Origin of the sequence: Duganella margarita (genome assembly GCF_009857535.1) — a bacterium.
GTDB classification, from domain to species: Bacteria; Pseudomonadota; Gammaproteobacteria; order Burkholderiales; family Burkholderiaceae_D; genus Rugamonas; species Rugamonas margarita.
Genome location: NZ_WWCS01000012.1, coordinates 167,790 through 186,280, shown reverse-complemented (window position 1 = coordinate 186,280; position 18,491 = coordinate 167,790). Strand labels below are relative to the sequence as shown.

Below are 18,491 nucleotides of genomic sequence, written 5' to 3'. Positions count from 1 at the left end.
TTGCACCCGAATTCTACAAAGTTGTTGTAAGTTACGGCGCACGCTCGGTAAGTGATGGCGATATTAACATGAAGAATTTCTGCAACTTGGATGCACATAACAAACGGGGGTAACAATTGTAACCATTCGTTAATGGCATAAAAGCTACGTGCGGGTAGCATCCTGCTGTGCGGTGCAGCATTACCCGGGATTTACAAATCGTGAATGTTAATGCCGGTCAGATGGCGGGTGGCGCATGGCGTTTCAGCCAATCATCGGCTTCGCGCAGCACCAGTTGGTACTCGGATTGCAGTGCCGCGAACAGGGACGGGATCTGGCCGGTTTGGCGCTCGGCGATGGCTTGCTCCAGCTTGAGCGAGGCCGCCACCAGGCGCTTGGCGCCCAGCGCGCCAATCGAGCCGCGCAGACCGTGGAAGATTTTGCCGGCCTCCGCCAGACGATCCTCGCGCAGCGCGGCGCCAGCCTCGTCAAACGGCGTCATGCGCGGCAGACAGGCGTCGTGGACGATCTTGGAGACGATGGCCAGCGCTTTGTCGTCATTGCCCATGTACTTCAACAATGTATCGACCGTGAAAATGCTCAGCTCGGGCTGCGGTGGCGTGGCGTCAGTCATGCATTGCTCCAGAATGGGTTGCTTTTATCCTATCATACGCCGTGTGCCACACCTGTCGCATTACTGTTGTCCGTCGTGAAATTGCTGTGACAAGGTTTGCAACGGCGCGCTGGGTACCTGCGGCGCCGCCAAGCCGGAGGGCGGCGCCACCCGCACTGGCTTGCTGCCGGCGTTGCTGGAATGCAACACTGTGCCTTGTGTTTCCGGCGCCGCGTTCCACACCGGCGCTTCCAGGCCCTCGAACACGTGCTTCAACTGGTCGCCCCAGGTACCGCGAATCATCTGGAAATATTCGTTGCGTTCATCAATTGTTACAAAATGGGTCACTGCCAGCTGGTCGTTCTCGTACACCAGCAAGTCCAGCGGCAGGCCGACCGAGACGTTGGAGCGCAGCGTGGAGTCCATCGAAATCAGTGCGCACTTGGCGGCATCGTCCAGCGAGGTGGCCGGGGTCACCACGCGGTCGATGATGGGCTTGCCGTATTTGGCTTCGCCGATCTGGAAATACGTGTTCTCGTCGTGCGCTTCGATGAAGTTGCCGGCCGAGTAAATCTGGAACAGGCGGCAGCGCTCGCCCTTGACCTGGCCGCCGAAAATGATGCTGACATTGAACTCAATGCCAAAGTCCGCCAGTGTCCTGGCGTCGCGCTCATGCACCTGGCGCACCGCCTGGCCGAGGATGCGCGCGGCGTCATACACGCTGGGCGCGGTCCAGATGGTATGGCCGGCATCGTCGATCAGCGTCGACACCAGCTGGCGGATCGATTGCGATATCGACAGATTACCGGCGGTCATCATCACCAGCATGCGGTCGCCGGGAATTTCGAACACGCTCAGCTTACGGAACGTGCCGACCTGGTCCACGCCCGCATTGGTGCGTGAATCCGATAAAAACACCAGCCCGGCATTCAGGCGCATGCCCACACAATAAGTCATCGTTGCAAAGTATTGATTTGAAGTATCGTTATTTTACACCGCTCATTGCGGCACAATCTGTACGTCGACGCTCAAAGACTCGGTGCCGCCGCCGCGCCGCATGCCGCGCACCGGCGCCGCGCTGTCGTAGTCGCGGCCGGTGGCCAGGCGGCAATAGGCGTCCGTCATCAGCCGCGCGTGCGTGACGTCGATGCTGACCCAGCCGCTGTGATCCTTGTCGTCGGCCCAGGCGTCGACCCAGGCGTGGCTGGCCGCGTGGCCGGTATTGCCGGGATCAATGTAGCCGGATACATAGCGCGCCGGGATGCCGTGCGCGTGGCAGCAGGCCAGGAACAGGTGCGCATGGTCCTGGCACACGCCTTGGCCGAGGGCGAGGGCGTCGCTGGCGGTGGTGGAGACGGCGGTCGCACCGCTTTGATACCGGACCGCACCAAAGATGTGCTCAGCCAGACACATCAGGTCGCGCGTCATGGCCTTGCCATCGGGCAAGCACGAGGCGGCCAGTTCGAGGATGCCGGGCGTGGCGGCCGTCAGCCGCGTCGGCACGGTAAAAATCAGCGGCGACAGGGCGTCGGCAACGATGCGGCCGCGGTCCGGCGCCGTGGTTTCCACCACCCCGCTGGCGACGATGGACAGCGCCTGATGCGGCGCGTCCATCGTCATCATGTGCGACAGGTTGCCGTAGGCGTCGGTGTAGCGGTGCATATGGCCAGGCGCCGCAAGGTTCCACGACAGCACGTGCTGCTGCGGCTCCGCGCGCGGCGTCAGGTGCAGTTGCTGGATGGTGTAGGCCAGCGGCAGGGTGTAGGTGTAGCGCGTTTCGTGCCGGATCGACAATTGCATGGAATGGCCTTTCGCTTACGCCGCAAGCGGCACCAGGAAATCGCGGCTGACGCGATTGCCGAGTTCGTAGATGTTGGCCAGGAAGCGGGTCAGCGTGTCATGCAGGCCGTCCGCCAGGATATCGTCGATTTTGCCGAACTGCAGCTCGGCGCGCAGGCGGCCGGCGAAGCGTTCGGTATCGGCCGAGACGTCGTTGCGCACCTCGTGCAGGTTCTGCACCACTTCGTCCATGCAGGCCAGCAGCGAGCGCGGCATGTCGCCGCGCAGGATCAGCAGCTCGGCGATGCGTGCCGGGGTGATCACATCGCGATACACCTTGCGGTAGATCTCGAAGCCGGAGACCGAACGCAGCATCGCGCCCCAGTAGTAGAAATCGCGCTGGCTCATGCTCTCCGCGCTGTCGGTGGCGCCGCCGTGGTACTTGACGTCGAGGATGCGGGCGGTGTTGTCGGCCCGTTCCAAAAAGGTGCCGAGACGGATGAAGTTGACCGCCTCGTCGCGCAGCATGGTGCCCAGCGTGACGCCGCGCGACAGGTGGGAGCGGTATTTGACCCATTCAAAGAACTTGCTGGGATCAGTTTCCAGCAAATCGCTCTGCAGGCGGCGCTGCATGTCCAGCCAGGTCTGGTTCTGGATTTCCCACACCTCGGTGGTCAGCGTGCCGCGCACGGCGCGGGCGTTTTCGCGCACCTGCGTCAGGCAGGCCACGATCGAAGAGGTGTTGTCGGGATCGCGCACCATGAAGTCGATCACCTCGCGGCCTTCCAGCGACTGGTATTTCTGGTGGAATGCGTGTTGCAGTTCGGAGATGCCGAGCAGGGCGCGCCAGCCTTGGGCGTTTTCCTCGTCGGACTGCGGCAGCATCGAGGTCTGCACGTTGACGTCCAGCATGCGCGCAGTGTTTTCGGCACGCTCGGTGTAGCGGGCCATCCAGAACAAGTGGTCAGCGGTTCGGCTCAGCATGCTTATTTCTCCAAAATCCAGGTGTCCTTGGTGCCGCCGCCCTGCGACGAGTTCACCACCAGCGAGCCTTCCTGCAAGGCCACGCGCGTCAGGCCGCCGGGCACCATCGAAATGGTTTTGCCGGACAGCACAAACGGCCGCAGGTCGATGTGGCGTGGGGCGATACCGCTTTCCACATAGGTTGGGCAGGCCGACAGGGCCAGGGTCGGCTGGGCAATGTAGCCGTCGGGTTTGGCGATCAGGCGCTGGCGGAAGTCTTCGATCTGCGCCTTGGTCGAGGCCGGCCCGACCAGCATGCCGTAGCCGCCGGCGCCGTGCACTTCCTTGACCACCAGCTGCGGCAGGTTGGCCAGTGTGTAGGCCAGATCGTCTTTCTTGCGGCACTGGTAGGTCGGTACATTGTTCAGCACCGGTTGCTCCGACAGATAGAACTTGATCATGTCCGGCACGTAAGGGTAGATCGATTTGTCGTCGGCCACGCCGGTGCCGATGGCGTTGGCCAGCGTCACGCGGCCGGCGCGGTAGACCGACAGCAGGCCCGGCACGCCCAGCGAGGAATCCGGCCGGAACGCCAGCGGATCGAGGAAATCGTCGTCCAGCCGGCGGTAGATCACGTCCACCCGCTTCGGCCCGCGCGTGGTGCGCATGAACACCGTGTTATCGCTGACGAACAAGTCCTTGCCTTCGACCAGTTCCACGCCCATTTGCTGCGCCAGGAAGGCGTGCTCGAAGTAGGCCGAGTTGTACATGCCCGGGGTCATCACCACCACGGTCGGGTCGTTGATGCCCATCGGCGCCACCGAGCGCAGGTTATCCAGCAGCATGTCGGGATAATGGTCAACCGGGGCGATCTTGTTGCGGGCGAACAGTTCCGGGAACAGCCGCATCATCATCTTGCGGTCTTCCAGCATGTAAGAGACGCCGGACGGCACCCGCAGATTGTCCTCCAGCACGTAGAATTCGCCCTGGCCGGCGCGCACGATATCGACCCCGGCAATGTGGGCGTAGATGTCCGACGCCACATTAATGCCTTGCATCTCCGGCCGGTACTGGGCGTTCTGGTAGATTTGCTCTGCGGGAATAATGCCGGCCTTGATGATGTTCTGGTCGTGGTAAATATCATGGACAAACATGTTCAGCGCCTTGACGCGCTGGACCAGACCGGTCTGCAACTGCTTCCACTCGGCGGCGGGGATGATGCGGGGGATGGTATCGAACGGAATCAGCCGTTCGGTGCCGGCATCGTCGCCATATACGGCGAAGGTGATGCCGACCCGGCGGAAGGTGAGGTCGGCCTCGGCGCGCTTGCGTTCGATGGTGTCGGCGGATTGGCGCTGCAGCCAGCCGCAGAATTCGCGGTAGTGTTCACGCACCTCGGCGCTGGCAGTGTGCGCCAGGCCGTCAGCTGTCATTTCATTGAAGAATTTTGGCATATCGGACATTCCCTGTTTGGCACGTTTATTCTTCTATCAAGAAACGTGCCAAGGGGAATGCCCGATTTTGGTGCAGGCGCCTGGAGGGCGCCTTCCCTCACCGGTCAAATATTGCCGCCGCCGGAGCCCATGCTGCCGCCGCGATTGGGGTAGGTCGGATCGACATAGCCGGGATCGCTTTGCAGACTGGCGCTGCCGCTGCCCATCACGCTGCCGGTGGAGGTCACGCCGCCGGCCACATTTTGCTGGGTGCCGTAAAAAGTGTGCATCTGGGTGTTGAACTCGGTACTGGCCATGTCGGGCCAGTTGTCCTGGTCAAAGCCGGGCGCGTTTTTCAGGTGGTCCTTGGACACGTCCAGCAGGAAGCGCTTGTTTTCGGTGTCCAGTTGCAGCGCCTGCCATGGCACAGCGAACAGCTTGTCGCCCATGCCCAGCCAGCCGCCGAAGGACAGCACGGCGTACGCCACGTCGCCGCTGCGGATGTCCAGCATGATTTCCTTGATGTCGCCCAGGTCTTCGTCCTGGCGGTTGTACACGTCCTCACCGATGAGCGTGTCGGCGCCCATCAGGCGTGGGCCGGGGCCGGTTGCGTCGTCGCTGCGATAAATGCCGTAGGTGTCGCGGTCTAGATAGCTCATGATGGTCTCCAAAGGTTGGTAAGGTCCCGCCTGAACAATGCGGTGACAGGCATCATCATGCTGCTTGCCAGACGGTTGAGGTATCGGTGCGCGTGCAGTGTGGGTGTAGGACAGGGATTAGTTCTTGAAGAACCAAAGTGCTACACTACCGCCCTCGCAATTTGGAAGATCCGTATGACTGCTGCCGAACTCCGCGCCCACGCGCTGCAATGCCTGACCGAGTCCGATCCGGCGGCCAAGGTGGCGGCGGTGTCTGCGTTGTCGACCGCATCGGAACAGGGCGTTTGCCTGCCGGATCCGGCGGCGCAGCTGACCTCAACGTCGGAAATACCCGGCCGGCCCGTGCGGCCTGAGCTGGTGCCGCCGCTGCAAGTGGGACGGCGCGCCATGAATACGCCGGAAGGCCGCGCCATGCTGATCCACGCACTGGCGCACATCGAATTCAACGCCATCAATCTGGCCCTGGATGCGATCTGGCGCTTTGCCGGCATGCCGGCCGCTTACTACACCGACTGGCTGCAGGTCGCCAGGGAAGAGGCTTACCATTTTTCGCTGCTGGAAGAACATTTGCAGCGGCTGGGCTATGGCTACGGCCAGTTCCTGGCCCACGACAGCCTGTGGGAGATGGTGGCCAAGACCAGCGACGACGTGCTGGCGCGCATGGCGCTGGTGCCGCGCACGCTCGAAGCGCGCGGGCTCGACGCCAACCCGCCGCTGCGCGCCAAGCTGGCCCAGGCAGGGGACCAGCAAGCCGCCGCCATCCTCGACATCATCCTGCGCGACGAGATCGGCCATGTCGAGATCGGCAATCGCTGGTACGGCTACCTGTGCCGCCTGCGCGGGCTGGAGCTGATCCCGGCCTACACCGCGCTGGCGGCCCAATACAAGGCGCCGACGCCACGCGGCCCGTTCAATCTGGAAGCGCGCCGCCAGGCCGGCTTCACTGAGGCGGAATTGCAGATGCTGGTCCGCGCCGGTACGCGCGCCGCCCCGGCAGACGCAAAATAATCCGGGTGCCGGCGCCGGCCGCACTGTGCACGGCCAGCGTGCCGCCAACGCTCTCGGCACGCTCGCGCATGCCCGGCAAGCCCCAGTGGCCGGGACGTTCGCCGGCGGCCAGCACCTCGGCGCTCAGCCCCTGGCCCCGGTCGGCGACCGTCAGCACAAGATGCTTGCGCGTGTAGGCCAGCGTGACCCTGACGTCGTCGCTGTTGGCATGCCGGAAGGCGTTGAGCATGGCCTCGCGGGCAATCGCATAGGCTTCTGCCGCAATTTCCTCGCGTAACGGCGCCGGCGCGCCGGTCACCTCCAGCGCGAAGCGCACCCCGTGCTGCTCAGCCAGCGCCTGGCCGACGCCGGCCAATGCGCTATCGAGTTCTTCCTGCAGGGTATTGCTGCGCAGTTCGTGGACTTGCGAGCGGCCTTCGTTGAGCACCAGATCGGCCGCGTCCAGCGCGGCGTCGATGCGCTTTTGCGCCGGATCGGTGGGCGACAAGCCCTTCTTCACCTGCGAGAAGAAGATCATCAAGGTCTGCACGCTTTGCAGGAAATTATCGTGCAGGGTGCGGGCGATGCGTTCGCGCTCGCGGCGGCGTTCCCCCATGCGTTCCGCCATCCGCCGCGTCGCCAGCGCCAACCGCCAGCAGTACAGCAGATACAGCGCCCCCAACACCACCAGCCCGCACATCGCCTTGAACCACAGGGTTTGCGTGAATGCCGGCGTGATGCTGAAGGCGAGGACGCCCGGCGTGGTACTCCAGACCCCATCTTCATTCATGGCGCTGACTTCAAACCGGTACTGGCCCGGGCTCAGATTGGTGTAGAACGCGGTGCGGCGGGCGCCGGCGTCACGCCACCCCGATTCCAGTCCCACCAGACGGTAGCGGAACCGCACCCGCTCCGGGATCGACAGTGCCGCCGCCGTAAAATCCAGTTCCAGGTTGGTGGTGCGCTGTGGCAGCACCAGGCCCGATTGCGGGAAATAGCCCTGGAGGTCGGTGCGCAAGGCGGTAATCTGCGGCGCCGGCGGCAGCGGATTGCTGTCGATGCGGGCCGGATCGATCCAGCCGACGCTGCCGGTGGTGGCGTACCACAGCCGGCCGTCGGGCGCCTCCGTCAACGCCGACAGCGGCCGCAACTGCGCCGGTTTGCCTTCGTGGCCATCCAGGTAATCAAAGTGCTCGGCCCGCAGCCGCTGGCCGCCCCCGGCCAGCGCAGCCTTCAGCGCCGGCGCGGTGATACGGATCAGGCCGTCGGCGCCATGCAGCCACAGGCCGCCGTCGCTGGACGCGACCAGCCCGGAGACGCCGTTCATGCGCGCGCCGGCAGCGTCCGACAGGGCGGTGAAACGGCCACCGGCGAGCACGGCCACGCCCTGGTCGCCGCCGACCCATAGATGGCCGGCGCCACTGTCCATGACCGTGACGTTGCCCACCGCCAGCCCATCCTCGGGACCAAACTGGCGCACCGCATCGCCTTGCACCAGCGCCAGGTGATTGCCGGGATAGCCGATCCAGACCGCGCCTTGCGGATCCGCATACAGTGACACGGCGGTGCGCGGCGCCAGCTCGGCATGTCCGCCGCCGGCCTGCCACTGGCCTTCATGCAGCACATGCACGCCCTTGCGCAGCACCGATACCCACAGGCGGCCGGCGCGGTCCATCGCCAACGCCTGCACCTCATGACCGCGCAACCCAGGCGGCAAGGGCCAACTACGCCAGCGGCCGTCTTCCCGGTGCCAGATCTGCTCGGCGTTGCCGAACCAGACGCTGCCATCCGGCGCGCGCGCCGTGGCGGTGATGTTGGTCAGCGGCGTGGCCTCGCGGCTACCGTCGGCATGCAGGCCAAAGCTGTGCAATTCGTAATTGCCGGTGGTCTGGTAATTGCCGATCCAGACGGTGCCGTTGCGGTCGGCGCGCACGCTCAAACCGCTGAACATGCGCGGCGGCAGGGAAATGGCGGTCAGGCGCGACTCGCGGATACGGTCGACGCCGTTTTCGGTGGTCAGCCAGACATTGCCTTCACGGTCTTCCAGCATGCTGTAGATCAGCTTGCCACTGAGGTTTTGCGGCGCCAGGAAGGTGCGTTGGACGCGCAAATCCCGGCCCAGCAGCTTGACGCCGTCATCGGTATTGATCCAGATGCCGCCGCGATGGTCGACAAACACCCCGAACGGCTGCTCGCCACCCGGCAAATTCACGGCCTGGAACTTGTCGTCGCGCGGCGTGTAGCGGTACAGCCGATGATCGACACTGACCGCCAGCACATCGCCGTTCGGCAGCAGGTGGCCGATTTCGATCTGCTTGTCCTTCGACACCAGATGGAATTGATGGCCATTGGCACTGCTGCGATACAGGCCTTGCGGGTGGTAGGCCAGGATGCTGCCGTCCGGCAGCGCCGTGAAGTAATGGAAATCGCCGGATGGCAGGCCATCCTCCGGTTCCACATGGCGCCAGCGCGCGCCGTCCAGCCAATACAGGCCGGCGCTGCTGGCGATCCACATCACGCCATTGCCGTTGCGCTCGATGCGATACACGCTGCGTTCCGGCAGCCCTTCCGCCGCCCCATAGTGGCGCACCTTGCCCTGGTCGAAGACGCTGACACCGCCGAAGTTATAGCCGATCCACAGCGCCGTGCCGACCGCCAGCATGCCGCTGGTATTGGACGAGCGCAGCGGGTTACCGTCAATCGCCGTGGTGCGCTCGAAGCGCACGCCGTCAAAACGGTAGATGCCGTCGGTGGCGGTGAACCACAGCATGCCGCGCTGGTCCTGCGCCATGTCGAACACGGCCGCGGGTGCGCCGTCGCGCTTGGTCCAGGCGGCATGCACCATGCTGGTATGCCAATACGGCCGCTGGGGCGCGGCGGCGACAGTAGAGAACAGGAAAACGAGGAAACCAAACAGCGCGGATCGGAAAAACATAAGGCCCTATGCGTAAGCAGTCGCAGCAATGCTGCCGCAAAGGGGCTTATTCTAAAGCAACTCAGGCCGTCTCTGCTTGCGCTTGCGGCGCCATGCGGCGGCGCTGTTCGGCGTCGGCCGCCGCGTTGAGGTCGGGCGGGAAGTCGTCCACATGCACCGACAGGTCGGTGTAGCGGGCAAAGTCCGACATCGCGCGCCGTTCTTCCGGCGTCATCAGTCCTTGGGAGGCGGCGTTGGTGATCCAGTGTTCCATCTCCGGCAGGCTTTGCGGTATCGGCGGCAGCTGGCCGGATTTGATGGCGGGTTTCAGACGGTGCTCGATGCCATCCACCATGCTCAGCAAACCGAACGCCAGTTCGCCGCAGGCGACCGGATCGCGCAGGTCGTCGGCCAGGAAGGTGTCGGCCAGCAGCCGTTCGCGGGAATCGCCGTGGGTTTGCATCGCCGTCGCCACTTGCGCGCCGATGCGGTCGGACGGCGCCGCATACGGCAGGCCGAACGGGAACACCAGCAGCCGCGCCAGCCAGGCCGCCGGGCGGCTGGGGAAGTTGTCCAGCACGCCGACCAGCGCGATCTGCGCCTTGTCGAGCGCATCCTGGATCGACCAGTGGGCATACGGCGCATCGGCTTCCTGATGGCCGTCATCCTCATAGCGTTTCAGCGTGGCGCTGATCAGGTACAGCATCGACAGCACGTCGCCCAGGCGCGACGAGATGCGTTCGCGCCGTTTCAGGTCGCCACCCAGCGTGAACATCGACAAATCAGTCATCAGCGCGAAGGCGGTCGACAGACGGCCCACCGCACGGTAATAGCTGGCCATCTCGCGCGACGCGCGTTGCGGCACCGGTGCGGTCATGGCGCCGGTCAGGCTGTACCACAGCGAACGGAAGGCATTGCCAAACGTGAAGCGCATGTGGCCGAAGAAGGCGGCGTCGAAATCGATCAGGCCCTGGCGTTGATCGGCGTCGGCGGTGGAGCGCATTTCCTTCAGCACGTAAGGATGGGAGCGAATCGCGCCCTGGCCGAAGATGATCAGGCAACGCGTGAGAATATTGGCGCCTTCCACCGTGATGGCGATCGGAATCTGCTGATACGCGCGCGCCAGGAAGTTGGACGGCCCCATGCAGATGCCTTTGCCGCCCAGGATATCCATACCGTCGTTGACCACCGCGCGGCCGCGCTCGGTCACATGGTATTTGGCGATGGCCGAGATGACAGCCGGCTTTTCCCCGAGATCAACGGCCAGCGCCGACAGCTTGCGCGCCGCATCCATCATGTACAGATTGGCGCCCATGCGCGCCAGCGCTTCCTGCACGCCTTCAAATTTACCGATCGCGGTGTTGAACTGACGGCGGATCGCGCAATACGCGCTGGTGCCGCGCACCGCCAGCTTGGCCGTGCCGACGCTGGCCGAGGGCAGCGAAATGGCGCGGCCGGCGGCCAGGCATTCCATCAGCATGCGCCAGCCTTTGCCGATTTGCTGCGGACCGCCGATGATCCACTCCATCGGAATGAAGACATCCTTGCCGCTGGTCGGACCGTTCTGGAACACGGCGTTCAGCGGCCAGTGGCGGCGGCCGATCACGACGCCCGGATGGGTGGTCGGGATCAGCGCGCAGGTGATGCCGGGTTTGGCGTCGGCCGGCAACAGCTGGTCCGGATCGGTAACCCGGAAGGCCAGGCCGAGCAGCGTGGCAATCGGTCCCAGCGTGATGTAGCGCTTGTTCCACGTGATGCGCAAGCCCAGCACCTCGCGGCCTTCATGCTCGCCCATGCAGACCACGCCGGTGTCCGGAATGGCGGCGGCGTCCGAGCCGGCGTACGGGCTGGTCAGCGCGAAGCAGGGGATTTCCTCGCCTTTGGCCAGGCGCGGCAGGTAGTAATCCTTTTGCTGGTCGGTGCCGTAATGCAGCAACAGTTCGGCCGGCCCCAGCGAATTGGGCACCATCACCTGCACCGCCAGCGCCGAGCAGCGCGTCGACAGCATCATCACCACTTGCGAATGCATATAGGCCGAGAAGGCCTTGCCGCCGTAGTGCTTGGGAATGATCATGCCGAGGAAGCCCTTGTCGCGGGCAAATTGCCAGGCCGGCGCCGGCAGGCCTTGCCAGACCTGGGTGGCTTCCCAGTCATCCACCATCTCGCACAGCTGGCGCACTTCATTGTCCAGGAACGCCTGTTCCTCGGCGGTGAGGGTGGGGCGCTTGAGCGCCATGAACTTGTTCCAGTCCGGCCGGCCGGAGAACAGGTCGGCGTCCCACCAGGTGGTGCCGGCTTCCAGCGCGTCGCGCTCGGTATCGGACATCGGCGGCAGGATACGCTTGAACAGCGCATAGATCCGCGGCGTGATCAGGCTGCGCCGCAGCGGGGCGTAAGCAAGCAGTACAGTAATGGCGACGACGACGGCCGCAAGTATCCATAGCATCATGGTGATCTCCTCTAGTTAGGCGGAAGATAACCCAGCGACCAGCGCCTTACTGTACGGTTGCGCTCATAATTCGTCGGGGGCGGCGGACGCCCGCCCGATGCCGGTGGTGGCGAACCGTTCGCGATAGACTTTCGGCGTAATGCCCAGCTTTTTGATGAAAACCCGGCGCATATGCGCCTCGTCGCTGAAGCAGGCGCGCGCCGCCACGGCTTTCAAGGCCAGATCGAGGTCGGCCAGCAGCTGGGTGGCGCGTTCGAAACGGCACATCTCGATGAACTCCTGCGTGCTCAGGCCGACCTCCTGCTGGAACACACGGGCAAAGTGGCGCTCGCTCATCATGGCTTTTTGCGCCAGCTGCGCGACCGACAGGCGTTCGTGCAGGTTGTCCAGTATCCAGTTTTGCAATGCGCGGATGTTGGGGCGGGTGGTGCGCTCGCTCAGCAGATGGGAGCTGAATTGTGACTGGCCACCCGGCCGCTTCAGGTAGACCACCATTTCGGTCGCCACTTCCAGCGCCAGGTCGCGGCCGTAGTCTTCTTCCACCAGCGCCAGCGCGAGATCGATGCCGGCGGTGACGCCGGCCGAGGTCCACACATTGTCCGCGCGAATGAAAATGGCGTCGGCGTCGACCTCAATCGCCGGATAAGCCGCCTTCAGGCGCTCGGCCACGCTCCAGTGGGTGGTGGCGCGCTTGCCGTCCAACACGCCGGCCGCCGCCAGGAAGAAGGCGCCCGAGCACAAGGAAGCCAGGCGCGGAATGCGCGCCGCGACCGCTGCCACCCATTCGGTGATGGCGGCGCTGTCGACCAGCGCCTGTTGAATATGGCGCGCGCCGACGATGATGGCGTTGTCCGGCAGCGCCAGCGGACTCAATGCCTTGGTTGCTTCCAGCGCCATCAGGGTATCGGAGCGCACCATGCCGGTTTTGGCGGAGGCAATGCGGACATCATAGCCGGGCGCTTTGCCGCGCCGTTGCAAATGCAGGTTGGCGTATTCAAAGACCGACATCGGGCCGATGGCCTCCATCGCTTTAAAGCCCGGGTAGACCACGATATCGACCGTGATCGGCGGCTGGGATGAAGATGAATTCATAGGGCAGTGAGAAAAATCCGGTCATTATTGTACCAATTCCTGCCATTCTGATGCGTGGGCGACCACGGGCGGCGTGACCGCCTGCACAATGCTGCCATCTTTTAACGGGAGCCCGCATGAAAACCAAAGCAGCAGTTGCATGGCGCGCCGGCGCGCCGCTGACCATCGAAGAAGTTGACCTGGCTGGCCCGCGCGCGGGCGAGGTGCTGGTCGAGCTGAAAGCCACCGGCATTTGCCATACCGATTACTACACCCTGTCCGGCGCCGATCCGGAAGGCCTGTTCCCGGCCATCCTCGGGCACGAAGGCGCCGGTGTGGTAGTTGACGTCGGTGCCGGCGTGACCACGCTGAAGAAAGACGACCACGTCATTCCGCTGTACACGCCGGAATGCCGCCAGTGCAAATTCTGCCTGTCGCGCAAGACCAACCTGTGCCAGGCGATCCGCTCGACCCAGGGCCGCGGCCTGATGCCTGACGCCACCAGCCGCTTCTCGCTGGACGGCAAGCCGCTGTTCCACTACATGGGCACGTCCACCTTTTCCAACTACATCGTGGTGCCGGAGATTGCGCTGGCCAAGATCCGCTCGGATGCGCCGTTCGATAAAGTCTGCTACATCGGTTGCGGCGTCACCACCGGCGTGGGCGCCGTGCTGTTCTCGGCCAAGGTCGAGGCGGGCGCCAATGTGGTGGTGTTCGGCCTGGGCGGCATTGGGTTGAACGTGATCCAGGCGGCCAAGATGGTGGGCGCGGACAAGATCATCGGCGTCGATATCAATCCGGCCCGCCAGGAAATGGCGCGCAAGTTCGGCATGACCCATTTCATCAATCCGAACGAGGCCGAGAACGTGGTCGACCAGATCGTTCAGCTGACCGACGGCGGCGCCGACTACAGCTTCGAGTGCGTCGGCAACACCACGCTGATGCGCCAGGCGCTGGAGTGCACGCACAAGGGCTGGGGCCAGTCGTTCATCATCGGCGTGGCGGCGGCGGGGCAGGAGATATCAACCCGTCCGTTCCAGCTGGTTACCGGTCGCGAATGGAAAGGCTCAGCCTTCGGCGGCGCCCGTGGTCGTACCGACGTGCCGAAGATTGTCGACTGGTATATGGAAGGCAAGCTCAACATCGACGACCTGATCACCCACCGCCTGCCGCTGGACCGCATCAACGAAGGCTTCGATCTGATGAAAAGCGGCGAGTCGATCCGTTCCGTGGTGCTGTACTAGCATTTTCGTTACGCGTTACGTTTTTTGGTCCGGGCTTGGGCCAGCCTGAGCTGCTCCTGCAAATCCTGGTTTTCCCCGGTGAGCCGTTCGACGGTGCGCCGGGCCCGGTCCAGTTCCGCCAGCAGGCGGCGCGGCGAGCCGTCGTCTGGCGATTCCTGTAACGCGTTACGGGAATTGGCGATGGCGGTTTTTTCTGCGCGCTTGCGGTCGCGGTAGGCCTTCTGCCGCTCGGCGCTGCTCATCGCATGGCCGGTCACCGGGCGGCCACGTTTTTTGTTTTCTGTCATCTGAGTTGATCGGTCAAATAAAGTAACGCGTAACGGGAATTCTAACCCTCTTACTGCTTGAACGCATCGTTTTTAACTTTGAGGTAAGGTATGGATACATTCCACCCTGGGAGCGTTCCATGACTACCGCCTCGCCGTTCGTTCATTCCTACCTGTTTGTTCCCGCCAATCGCCCGGAGCGATTTTCCAAGGCAGTGGCCTCCGGCGCCAACGCTGTCATCATCGACCTCGAAGATGCAGTAGGAGCCGGCGACAAGACCGCCGGCCGCAACAGCCTGACCAACTGGCTCGACAGCGCCGAGGCGCACGCCAACCAGGTGCCCATCCTGGTCAAGGTCAACTGCGTTAATTCGGGCTGTTTTGGCGAGGACTTGCGGGTGTGCCGCCGCCCCGACATCGCCGGCATCGTGCTGCCGAAGGCCGAGCGCGCCGACGATATCGCCAGCGCCTCGGCTGGCGCGCCGGTGTATCCGCTGGTCGAGACGGCACTTGGTTTCTCACGCATCGCCGAACTGGCCAGGGCGCCCAGGGTGCAACGGCTGCTATTTGGCGCGATCGACTTCAAGCACGACATGGGCATCGACGGCGATGAGGATGAGCTGCTGTTTTTCCGCTCGCAAGTCGTGCTGGCCTCCCGGATCGCTGGATTGCTGAGTCCGGTGGATGGCGTCACCACCGAGATTGACGACCTGGACAAGATTGCGCGCGATGCGGCCTACACCAAGCGCCTCGGCTTCGGCGGCAAACTCTGTATTCACCCCAACCAGGTGCCGATCGTCAATCGCACCTTCGTGCCCTCCGAAAACGAACTACGCTGGGCGAACCGGGTGCTGGAAGCCGCCGAGCGCGCGCGGGGCGGGGCAGTAGCGCTGGATGGTCGCCTGATCGACCGGCCCATGGTGCTCACAGCGCAACGTATCATCGAGGACGCCCGGCGCAGGATTGCGCGCTGAACTGCGCCAGAGCGAAGACCGGTTGCAGCTGTTGCTCGATGCCTCGGGCAATATCGGCACCTGGTCGTGGTACCCGGAGACATATGATCCCCTCGGATGACCGCGCGCGCGTGCTCGAAGCCATTAGCACCTCCATCGCCGCGGGCGAGCTGTACGAGGCGGACTATCGGATACCGCAGCTTTCGGGGAGACATCTAGGTCACGCCAAGGGGCGATTATTCGACGACGAGGAAGGCGGCGCCAAACGCTTTGCCGGGTTGGCCGTCGACATCGCCGAGCCTCGAAAAAATGAGGACGAGCGTGCCCGGCTGGCCAAAGACCTGCAGGCCGCGCGCCGCCGTCAAAGCGAGTTCCTGGCGACGTTGGCGCATGAACTCAGAAATCCGCTGGCCACGATCCGGACCGCGCTGGATTTGATGCGCATCGCCTGACCGATGAACACCGTGATGGTCGCGATCACCGGCTGTGGAACGGCGGCGGACCGGTCGCTATCCAAAGAGGCTGGCTTCGATTATCACTTGACCAAGCCGGTTTCGATCACCGATATCGCCAAGGCTCTGCAAAAGGAGTTGGCCGGGTAGGTCGCCGTCCGCCAGCCAGTGCGCTGGCGGCACTGGTCCACCGGCTGTTTTCAATAGATAATTTTACATAATATAAATTATGCGAAGTTATGCGGATTCCTTACCAATGCCGGCGGAAGCAAGAATCTCATCATGCCGCTCGTTGTCGGTCTTGTGAAGATACGCTGCCGTGGTGGCGATGCTGGCGTGGCCGGCAGTCTCCTGCAACGTTTTCAGCTGCACGCCGTTATTGGCGTGGTTGGTTAGCATGCTGTGCCGCAGCCAGTGCGCGGTTGCTTGCCGAAATGTCGCGGCCATGTCGGCGTCGCCCAATCGATCGGCTGCAGCCGCTGAGGCGGCAAAGATGGACTTCAACGCATCGGATGCGGCTTCGTCCGTGATGCGCACCAGTAATTGTCCACGGCTCGACAATACCAGCGGCGTGGCGTCGCTGCGCGCAGTTTGCGGCAGCAAGTCGAATGCGGCGCGGTATTGGCGGAATGCGGCCAACATTTCCGGCGGTACCGGCAAGCGGCGCGGTTTGTTGCCTTTGCCGAGCACGTCCAGCCACCAGCGGCCGTTGCCTTCGGTGTAGAACGCGCCCATGTTGGCGCCAACGATTTCGCTCAGCCGCGCGCCGGTGTGGATGTAGGCCGTCAACAGGAAACGATCGCGTTCGCGCCGGCGGATGGACGCTGGCGTCGATGCTGCGCGCGTGGCAACGACTGTGAGCGCCAATTCCAGCGCGTCCGGCGTCAGGTAGCGCGTGATGCGGCTGGCACTGGTGGTCTTGACGTGCTTGACCAGTGCAGCCGGATCGCGCCGCAGATAGCCCGTTTGAGTGGCGTACGCAAACAATCCTTTGACGGCGATCATTGCCTGGCGCCGGCTGGCGTCGGACAAAGGTCCGCTGAACGGCCGGTAGCGCGGATCGTTTCGCGGCCACTTGGTGGTGGAAATCCAGTCCGGCGGCGGCGATCGGATGAAGTCTTTGTAGCCATTCAGATCGGCCACGGTCAGCTGACGCAGGGTTTTCCCCGCCTCTTCCCGGCACCAGGTTAAAAACCGGAACAGCTCTTTCTGGGTGTTGGCGACCGATTTTTCGCCCAGTTCACCATGGCTGATGAATTCCCTTGCAATTTCACTATCGGTTCGGGCATCGGTGATGGCATCTTCGGCAATCGTGCGCAGGGCGTCTGTATCGCGCTGCCGGCGTTCCGCCGCGCCGCCGCTGCGGGCGGGAAATGGGTCCAGATTGATGACGTCAAATTTCTTTTCTGGCATTGTTGAACGCTAAATACTGTATGAATATCTAGTGGATTATACAGTATCTCGTACAGTTATTTTAATCGACAATATAGGTAGTAATGTCGATTAAAAGTTATGCTCTCCGGCGGCAGCGCCACCTGATGCGCTGCCGGGATGGCGCGGCCGGTTACTGCGGCGCGTTTGCAAAATCCAGCACGATCCGCCCTTCGATATCGCCCGCGCGCATGCGGTCGAACACGCTGTTGATGTCGTCCAGCCTGGCGGTTGCCACCGTCGCCCGTACCTTGCCCTCCTCGGCGAACGCCAGCGCTTCCTGCAGATCCAGCCGCGTGCCGACGATGGAGCCGCGTACGGTAATGCCGTTTAACACCATGTCAAAGATCGAGATCGGAAAGTCGCCCGGCGGCAAGCCATTGAGCGAAATCGTACCACCCCGCCGCACCATGCCGACCGCCTGTGCAAAGGCTTTGGGCGAGACCGCCGTGACCAGCGCACCATGGGCGCCACCAATCTCCTTCCTGATGAACGCCGCCGGATCGACCGTCCTGGCGTTGACGGTCAGCGCCGCGCCGAGCCGCTTGGCCAGCGCCAGTTTGGCGTCGTCGATATCGACCGCGACCACATTCAGCCCCATCGCTTTGGCGTATTGCACCGCCATGTGACCCAGTCCGCCGATGCCGGAGATAACGACCCAGTCGCCCGGCTTGGTGTCGGTTACTTTCAAACCCTTGTAGACCGTCACGCCGGCGCACAGTATCGGCGCGATCTCGACGAAGCCGATGCTCTTGGGCAGGTGGCCGACGTAATCGGCATCGGCCAGTGCAAATTCGGCAAAGCCGCCGTTGACTGAGTACCCGGTGTTTTGCTGGGACTCGCACAAGGTTTCCCATCCGCCCAGACAATGCGGACAATGGCCGCAGGCCGAGTACAGCCACGGGATGCCAACCCGGTCGCCCGCCTTGACATGCTTTACCCCTGCCCCGACTTCGGCGATATACCCGACGCCCTCATGGCCTGGGATGAAAGGCGGATTAGGCTTCACCGGCCAATCGCCCTCGGCGGCATGCAGATCGGTATGGCACACGCCGCACGCTTCGATTTTCACCAGCACCTGTCCAGCGCCGGGCGTCGGCACCGGTGCATCTTCCACGTACAGGGGCTGGCCGAAGCTGCGCACCACGGCGGCTTTCATCATTTTTCCCATCATTTTTCTCCTGGCGATTCCGATTCGGTTACGAGTGGCATGGGGACACGATAGTGAGCCCCACCGGCTCTGACATTGATCCACATCAAAATGCGTCGTCTAAAACCGTTGTAGCGATGCGGACAAT

17 protein-coding genes are annotated in these 18,491 nt (G+C 63.4%); 5 read left to right on the top strand and 12 right to left on the bottom strand.

The genetic code is table 11. From position 1 onward, the window contains the following. Positions 1-217 precede the first annotated feature (217 nt). The 6 genes from GTP55_RS19065 to GTP55_RS19040 all read right to left on the bottom strand — a co-directional run bounded on the left by GTP55_RS19065 (position 218) and on the right by GTP55_RS19040 (position 5,426). Entirely contained in the window at positions 218-613 is a 396-nt protein-coding gene (locus GTP55_RS19065) for an Hpt domain-containing protein (RefSeq protein ID WP_161046425.1), read from the bottom strand. 60 nt (positions 614-673) lie between these two features. After that, positions 674-1,531: a proteasome-type protease gene (locus GTP55_RS19060; RefSeq protein ID WP_229258044.1), complete on the bottom strand. Its 858-nt coding sequence runs from the start codon at positions 1,529-1,531 to the stop codon at positions 674-676. Between the two features lie 60 nt (positions 1,532-1,591). Continuing rightward, entirely contained in the window at positions 1,592-2,392 is an 801-nt protein-coding gene (locus GTP55_RS19055; protein WP_161046423.1) for a transglutaminase family protein, read from the bottom strand. Positions 2,393-2,407: 15 nt separating this feature from the next. After that, entirely contained in the window at positions 2,408-3,355 is a 948-nt protein-coding gene (locus GTP55_RS19050) for an alpha-E domain-containing protein (RefSeq protein WP_161046422.1), read from the bottom strand. Between the two features lie 2 nt (positions 3,356-3,357). Beyond that, positions 3,358-4,788, bottom strand: a complete 1,431-nt coding sequence (locus GTP55_RS19045; RefSeq protein WP_161046421.1) for a circularly permuted type 2 ATP-grasp protein — start codon at positions 4,786-4,788, stop codon at positions 3,358-3,360. 104 nt (positions 4,789-4,892) lie between these two features. After that, a complete protein-coding gene (locus tag GTP55_RS19040) occupies positions 4,893-5,426 on the bottom strand; it encodes a PRC-barrel domain-containing protein (RefSeq protein ID WP_161046420.1) in 534 nt (177 codons plus the stop codon). A 174-nt stretch (positions 5,427-5,600) separates the two neighbouring features. On the opposite strand from GTP55_RS19040, the gene GTP55_RS19035 reads away from it, so the two are divergent. Beyond that, positions 5,601-6,434, top strand: a complete 834-nt coding sequence (locus GTP55_RS19035) for a ferritin-like domain-containing protein (RefSeq protein WP_161046419.1) — start codon at positions 5,601-5,603, stop codon at positions 6,432-6,434. Here the strand turns inward: GTP55_RS19035 and GTP55_RS19030 are convergent. The 3 genes from GTP55_RS19030 to GTP55_RS19020 all read right to left on the bottom strand — a co-directional run bounded on the left by GTP55_RS19030 (position 6,367) and on the right by GTP55_RS19020 (position 12,868). Then, a complete protein-coding gene (locus tag GTP55_RS19030; RefSeq protein ID WP_161046418.1) occupies positions 6,367-9,348 on the bottom strand; it encodes a sensor histidine kinase in 2,982 nt (993 codons plus the stop codon). The genes GTP55_RS19035 and GTP55_RS19030 overlap by 68 nt on opposite strands. Before the next feature lie 61 nt (positions 9,349-9,409). Next, on the bottom strand, positions 9,410-11,776 hold the full coding sequence (locus GTP55_RS19025) for an acyl-CoA dehydrogenase (RefSeq protein ID WP_161046417.1): 2,367 nt from the start codon (positions 11,774-11,776) through the stop codon (positions 9,410-9,412). A 63-nt stretch (positions 11,777-11,839) separates the two neighbouring features. Then, positions 11,840-12,868: a GlxA family transcriptional regulator gene (locus GTP55_RS19020; protein ID WP_161046416.1), complete on the bottom strand. Its 1,029-nt coding sequence runs from the start codon at positions 12,866-12,868 to the stop codon at positions 11,840-11,842. Positions 12,869-12,984: 116 nt separating this feature from the next. On the opposite strand from GTP55_RS19020, the gene GTP55_RS19015 reads away from it, so the two are divergent. After that, complete coding sequence (locus GTP55_RS19015; RefSeq protein WP_161046415.1) at positions 12,985-14,091, top strand: S-(hydroxymethyl)glutathione dehydrogenase/class III alcohol dehydrogenase; 1,107 nt, start codon at positions 12,985-12,987, stop codon at positions 14,089-14,091. An 8-nt stretch (positions 14,092-14,099) separates the two neighbouring features. On the opposite strand, the gene GTP55_RS19010 is transcribed toward GTP55_RS19015, so the two are convergent. Beyond that, complete coding sequence (locus GTP55_RS19010) at positions 14,100-14,378, bottom strand: hypothetical protein (RefSeq protein WP_161046414.1); 279 nt, start codon at positions 14,376-14,378, stop codon at positions 14,100-14,102. Between the two features lie 119 nt (positions 14,379-14,497). On the opposite strand from GTP55_RS19010, the gene GTP55_RS19005 reads away from it, so the two are divergent. The 3 genes from GTP55_RS19005 (at position 14,498) to GTP55_RS30085 (ending at position 15,912) form a co-directional block, all read left to right on the top strand. Further along, positions 14,498-15,331, top strand: a complete 834-nt coding sequence (locus tag GTP55_RS19005) for an HpcH/HpaI aldolase/citrate lyase family protein (protein ID WP_161046413.1) — start codon at positions 14,498-14,500, stop codon at positions 15,329-15,331. An 83-nt stretch (positions 15,332-15,414) separates the two neighbouring features. Then, complete coding sequence (locus GTP55_RS19000; protein ID WP_161046412.1) at positions 15,415-15,762, top strand: histidine kinase dimerization/phospho-acceptor domain-containing protein; 348 nt, start codon at positions 15,415-15,417, stop codon at positions 15,760-15,762. A gap of 15 nt (positions 15,763-15,777) precedes the next feature. Then, a complete protein-coding gene (locus GTP55_RS30085; protein WP_267876862.1) occupies positions 15,778-15,912 on the top strand; it encodes a response regulator in 135 nt (44 codons plus the stop codon). Positions 15,913-15,999: 87 nt separating this feature from the next. On the opposite strand, the gene GTP55_RS18995 is transcribed toward GTP55_RS30085, so the two are convergent. Further along, on the bottom strand, positions 16,000-17,175 hold the full coding sequence (locus tag GTP55_RS18995) for a tyrosine-type recombinase/integrase (protein WP_161046411.1): 1,176 nt from the start codon (positions 17,173-17,175) through the stop codon (positions 16,000-16,002). A 151-nt stretch (positions 17,176-17,326) separates the two neighbouring features. Beyond that, positions 17,327-18,364: an alcohol dehydrogenase AdhP gene (gene adhP / locus GTP55_RS18990; RefSeq protein ID WP_161046462.1), complete on the bottom strand. Its 1,038-nt coding sequence runs from the start codon at positions 18,362-18,364 to the stop codon at positions 17,327-17,329. Positions 18,365-18,491: the final 127 nt, after the last annotated feature.

What these genes read in the sequence shown, in the direction of transcription:
- GTP55_RS19015 (WP_161046415.1), top strand. Translation starts at nt 12,985, where the DNA reads ATGAAAACCAAAGCAGCAGTTGCATGGCGCGCCGGCGCGCCGCTGACC.
- GTP55_RS19055 (WP_161046423.1), bottom strand. Translation starts at nt 2,392, where the DNA reads ATGCAATTGTCGATCCGGCACGAAACGCGCTACACCTACACCCTGCCG.
- GTP55_RS19050 (WP_161046422.1), bottom strand. Translation starts at nt 3,355, where the DNA reads ATGCTGAGCCGAACCGCTGACCACTTGTTCTGGATGGCCCGCTACACC.
- GTP55_RS19065 (WP_161046425.1), bottom strand. Translation starts at nt 613, where the DNA reads ATGACTGACGCCACGCCACCGCAGCCCGAGCTGAGCATTTTCACGGTC.
- GTP55_RS19045 (WP_161046421.1), bottom strand. Translation starts at nt 4,788, where the DNA reads ATGCCAAAATTCTTCAATGAAATGACAGCTGACGGCCTGGCGCACACT.
- GTP55_RS19005 (WP_161046413.1), top strand. Translation starts at nt 14,498, where the DNA reads ATGACTACCGCCTCGCCGTTCGTTCATTCCTACCTGTTTGTTCCCGCC.
- GTP55_RS19030 (WP_161046418.1), bottom strand. Translation starts at nt 9,348, where the DNA reads ATGTTTTTCCGATCCGCGCTGTTTGGTTTCCTCGTTTTCCTGTTCTCT.
- GTP55_RS19000 (WP_161046412.1), top strand. Translation starts at nt 15,415, where the DNA reads ATGATCCCCTCGGATGACCGCGCGCGCGTGCTCGAAGCCATTAGCACC.
- adhP (WP_161046462.1), bottom strand. Translation starts at nt 18,364, where the DNA reads ATGGGAAAAATGATGAAAGCCGCCGTGGTGCGCAGCTTCGGCCAGCCC.
- GTP55_RS19060 (WP_229258044.1), bottom strand. Translation starts at nt 1,531, where the DNA reads ATGCGCCTGAATGCCGGGCTGGTGTTTTTATCGGATTCACGCACCAAT.
- GTP55_RS19035 (WP_161046419.1), top strand. Translation starts at nt 5,601, where the DNA reads ATGACTGCTGCCGAACTCCGCGCCCACGCGCTGCAATGCCTGACCGAG.
- GTP55_RS19025 (WP_161046417.1), bottom strand. Translation starts at nt 11,776, where the DNA reads ATGATGCTATGGATACTTGCGGCCGTCGTCGTCGCCATTACTGTACTG.
- GTP55_RS19020 (WP_161046416.1), bottom strand. Translation starts at nt 12,868, where the DNA reads ATGAATTCATCTTCATCCCAGCCGCCGATCACGGTCGATATCGTGGTC.
- GTP55_RS18995 (WP_161046411.1), bottom strand. Translation starts at nt 17,175, where the DNA reads ATGCCAGAAAAGAAATTTGACGTCATCAATCTGGACCCATTTCCCGCC.
- GTP55_RS19010 (WP_161046414.1), bottom strand. Translation starts at nt 14,378, where the DNA reads ATGACAGAAAACAAAAAACGTGGCCGCCCGGTGACCGGCCATGCGATG.
- GTP55_RS30085 (WP_267876862.1), top strand. Translation starts at nt 15,778, where the DNA reads ATGGTCGCGATCACCGGCTGTGGAACGGCGGCGGACCGGTCGCTATCC.
- GTP55_RS19040 (WP_161046420.1), bottom strand. Translation starts at nt 5,426, where the DNA reads ATGAGCTATCTAGACCGCGACACCTACGGCATTTATCGCAGCGACGAC.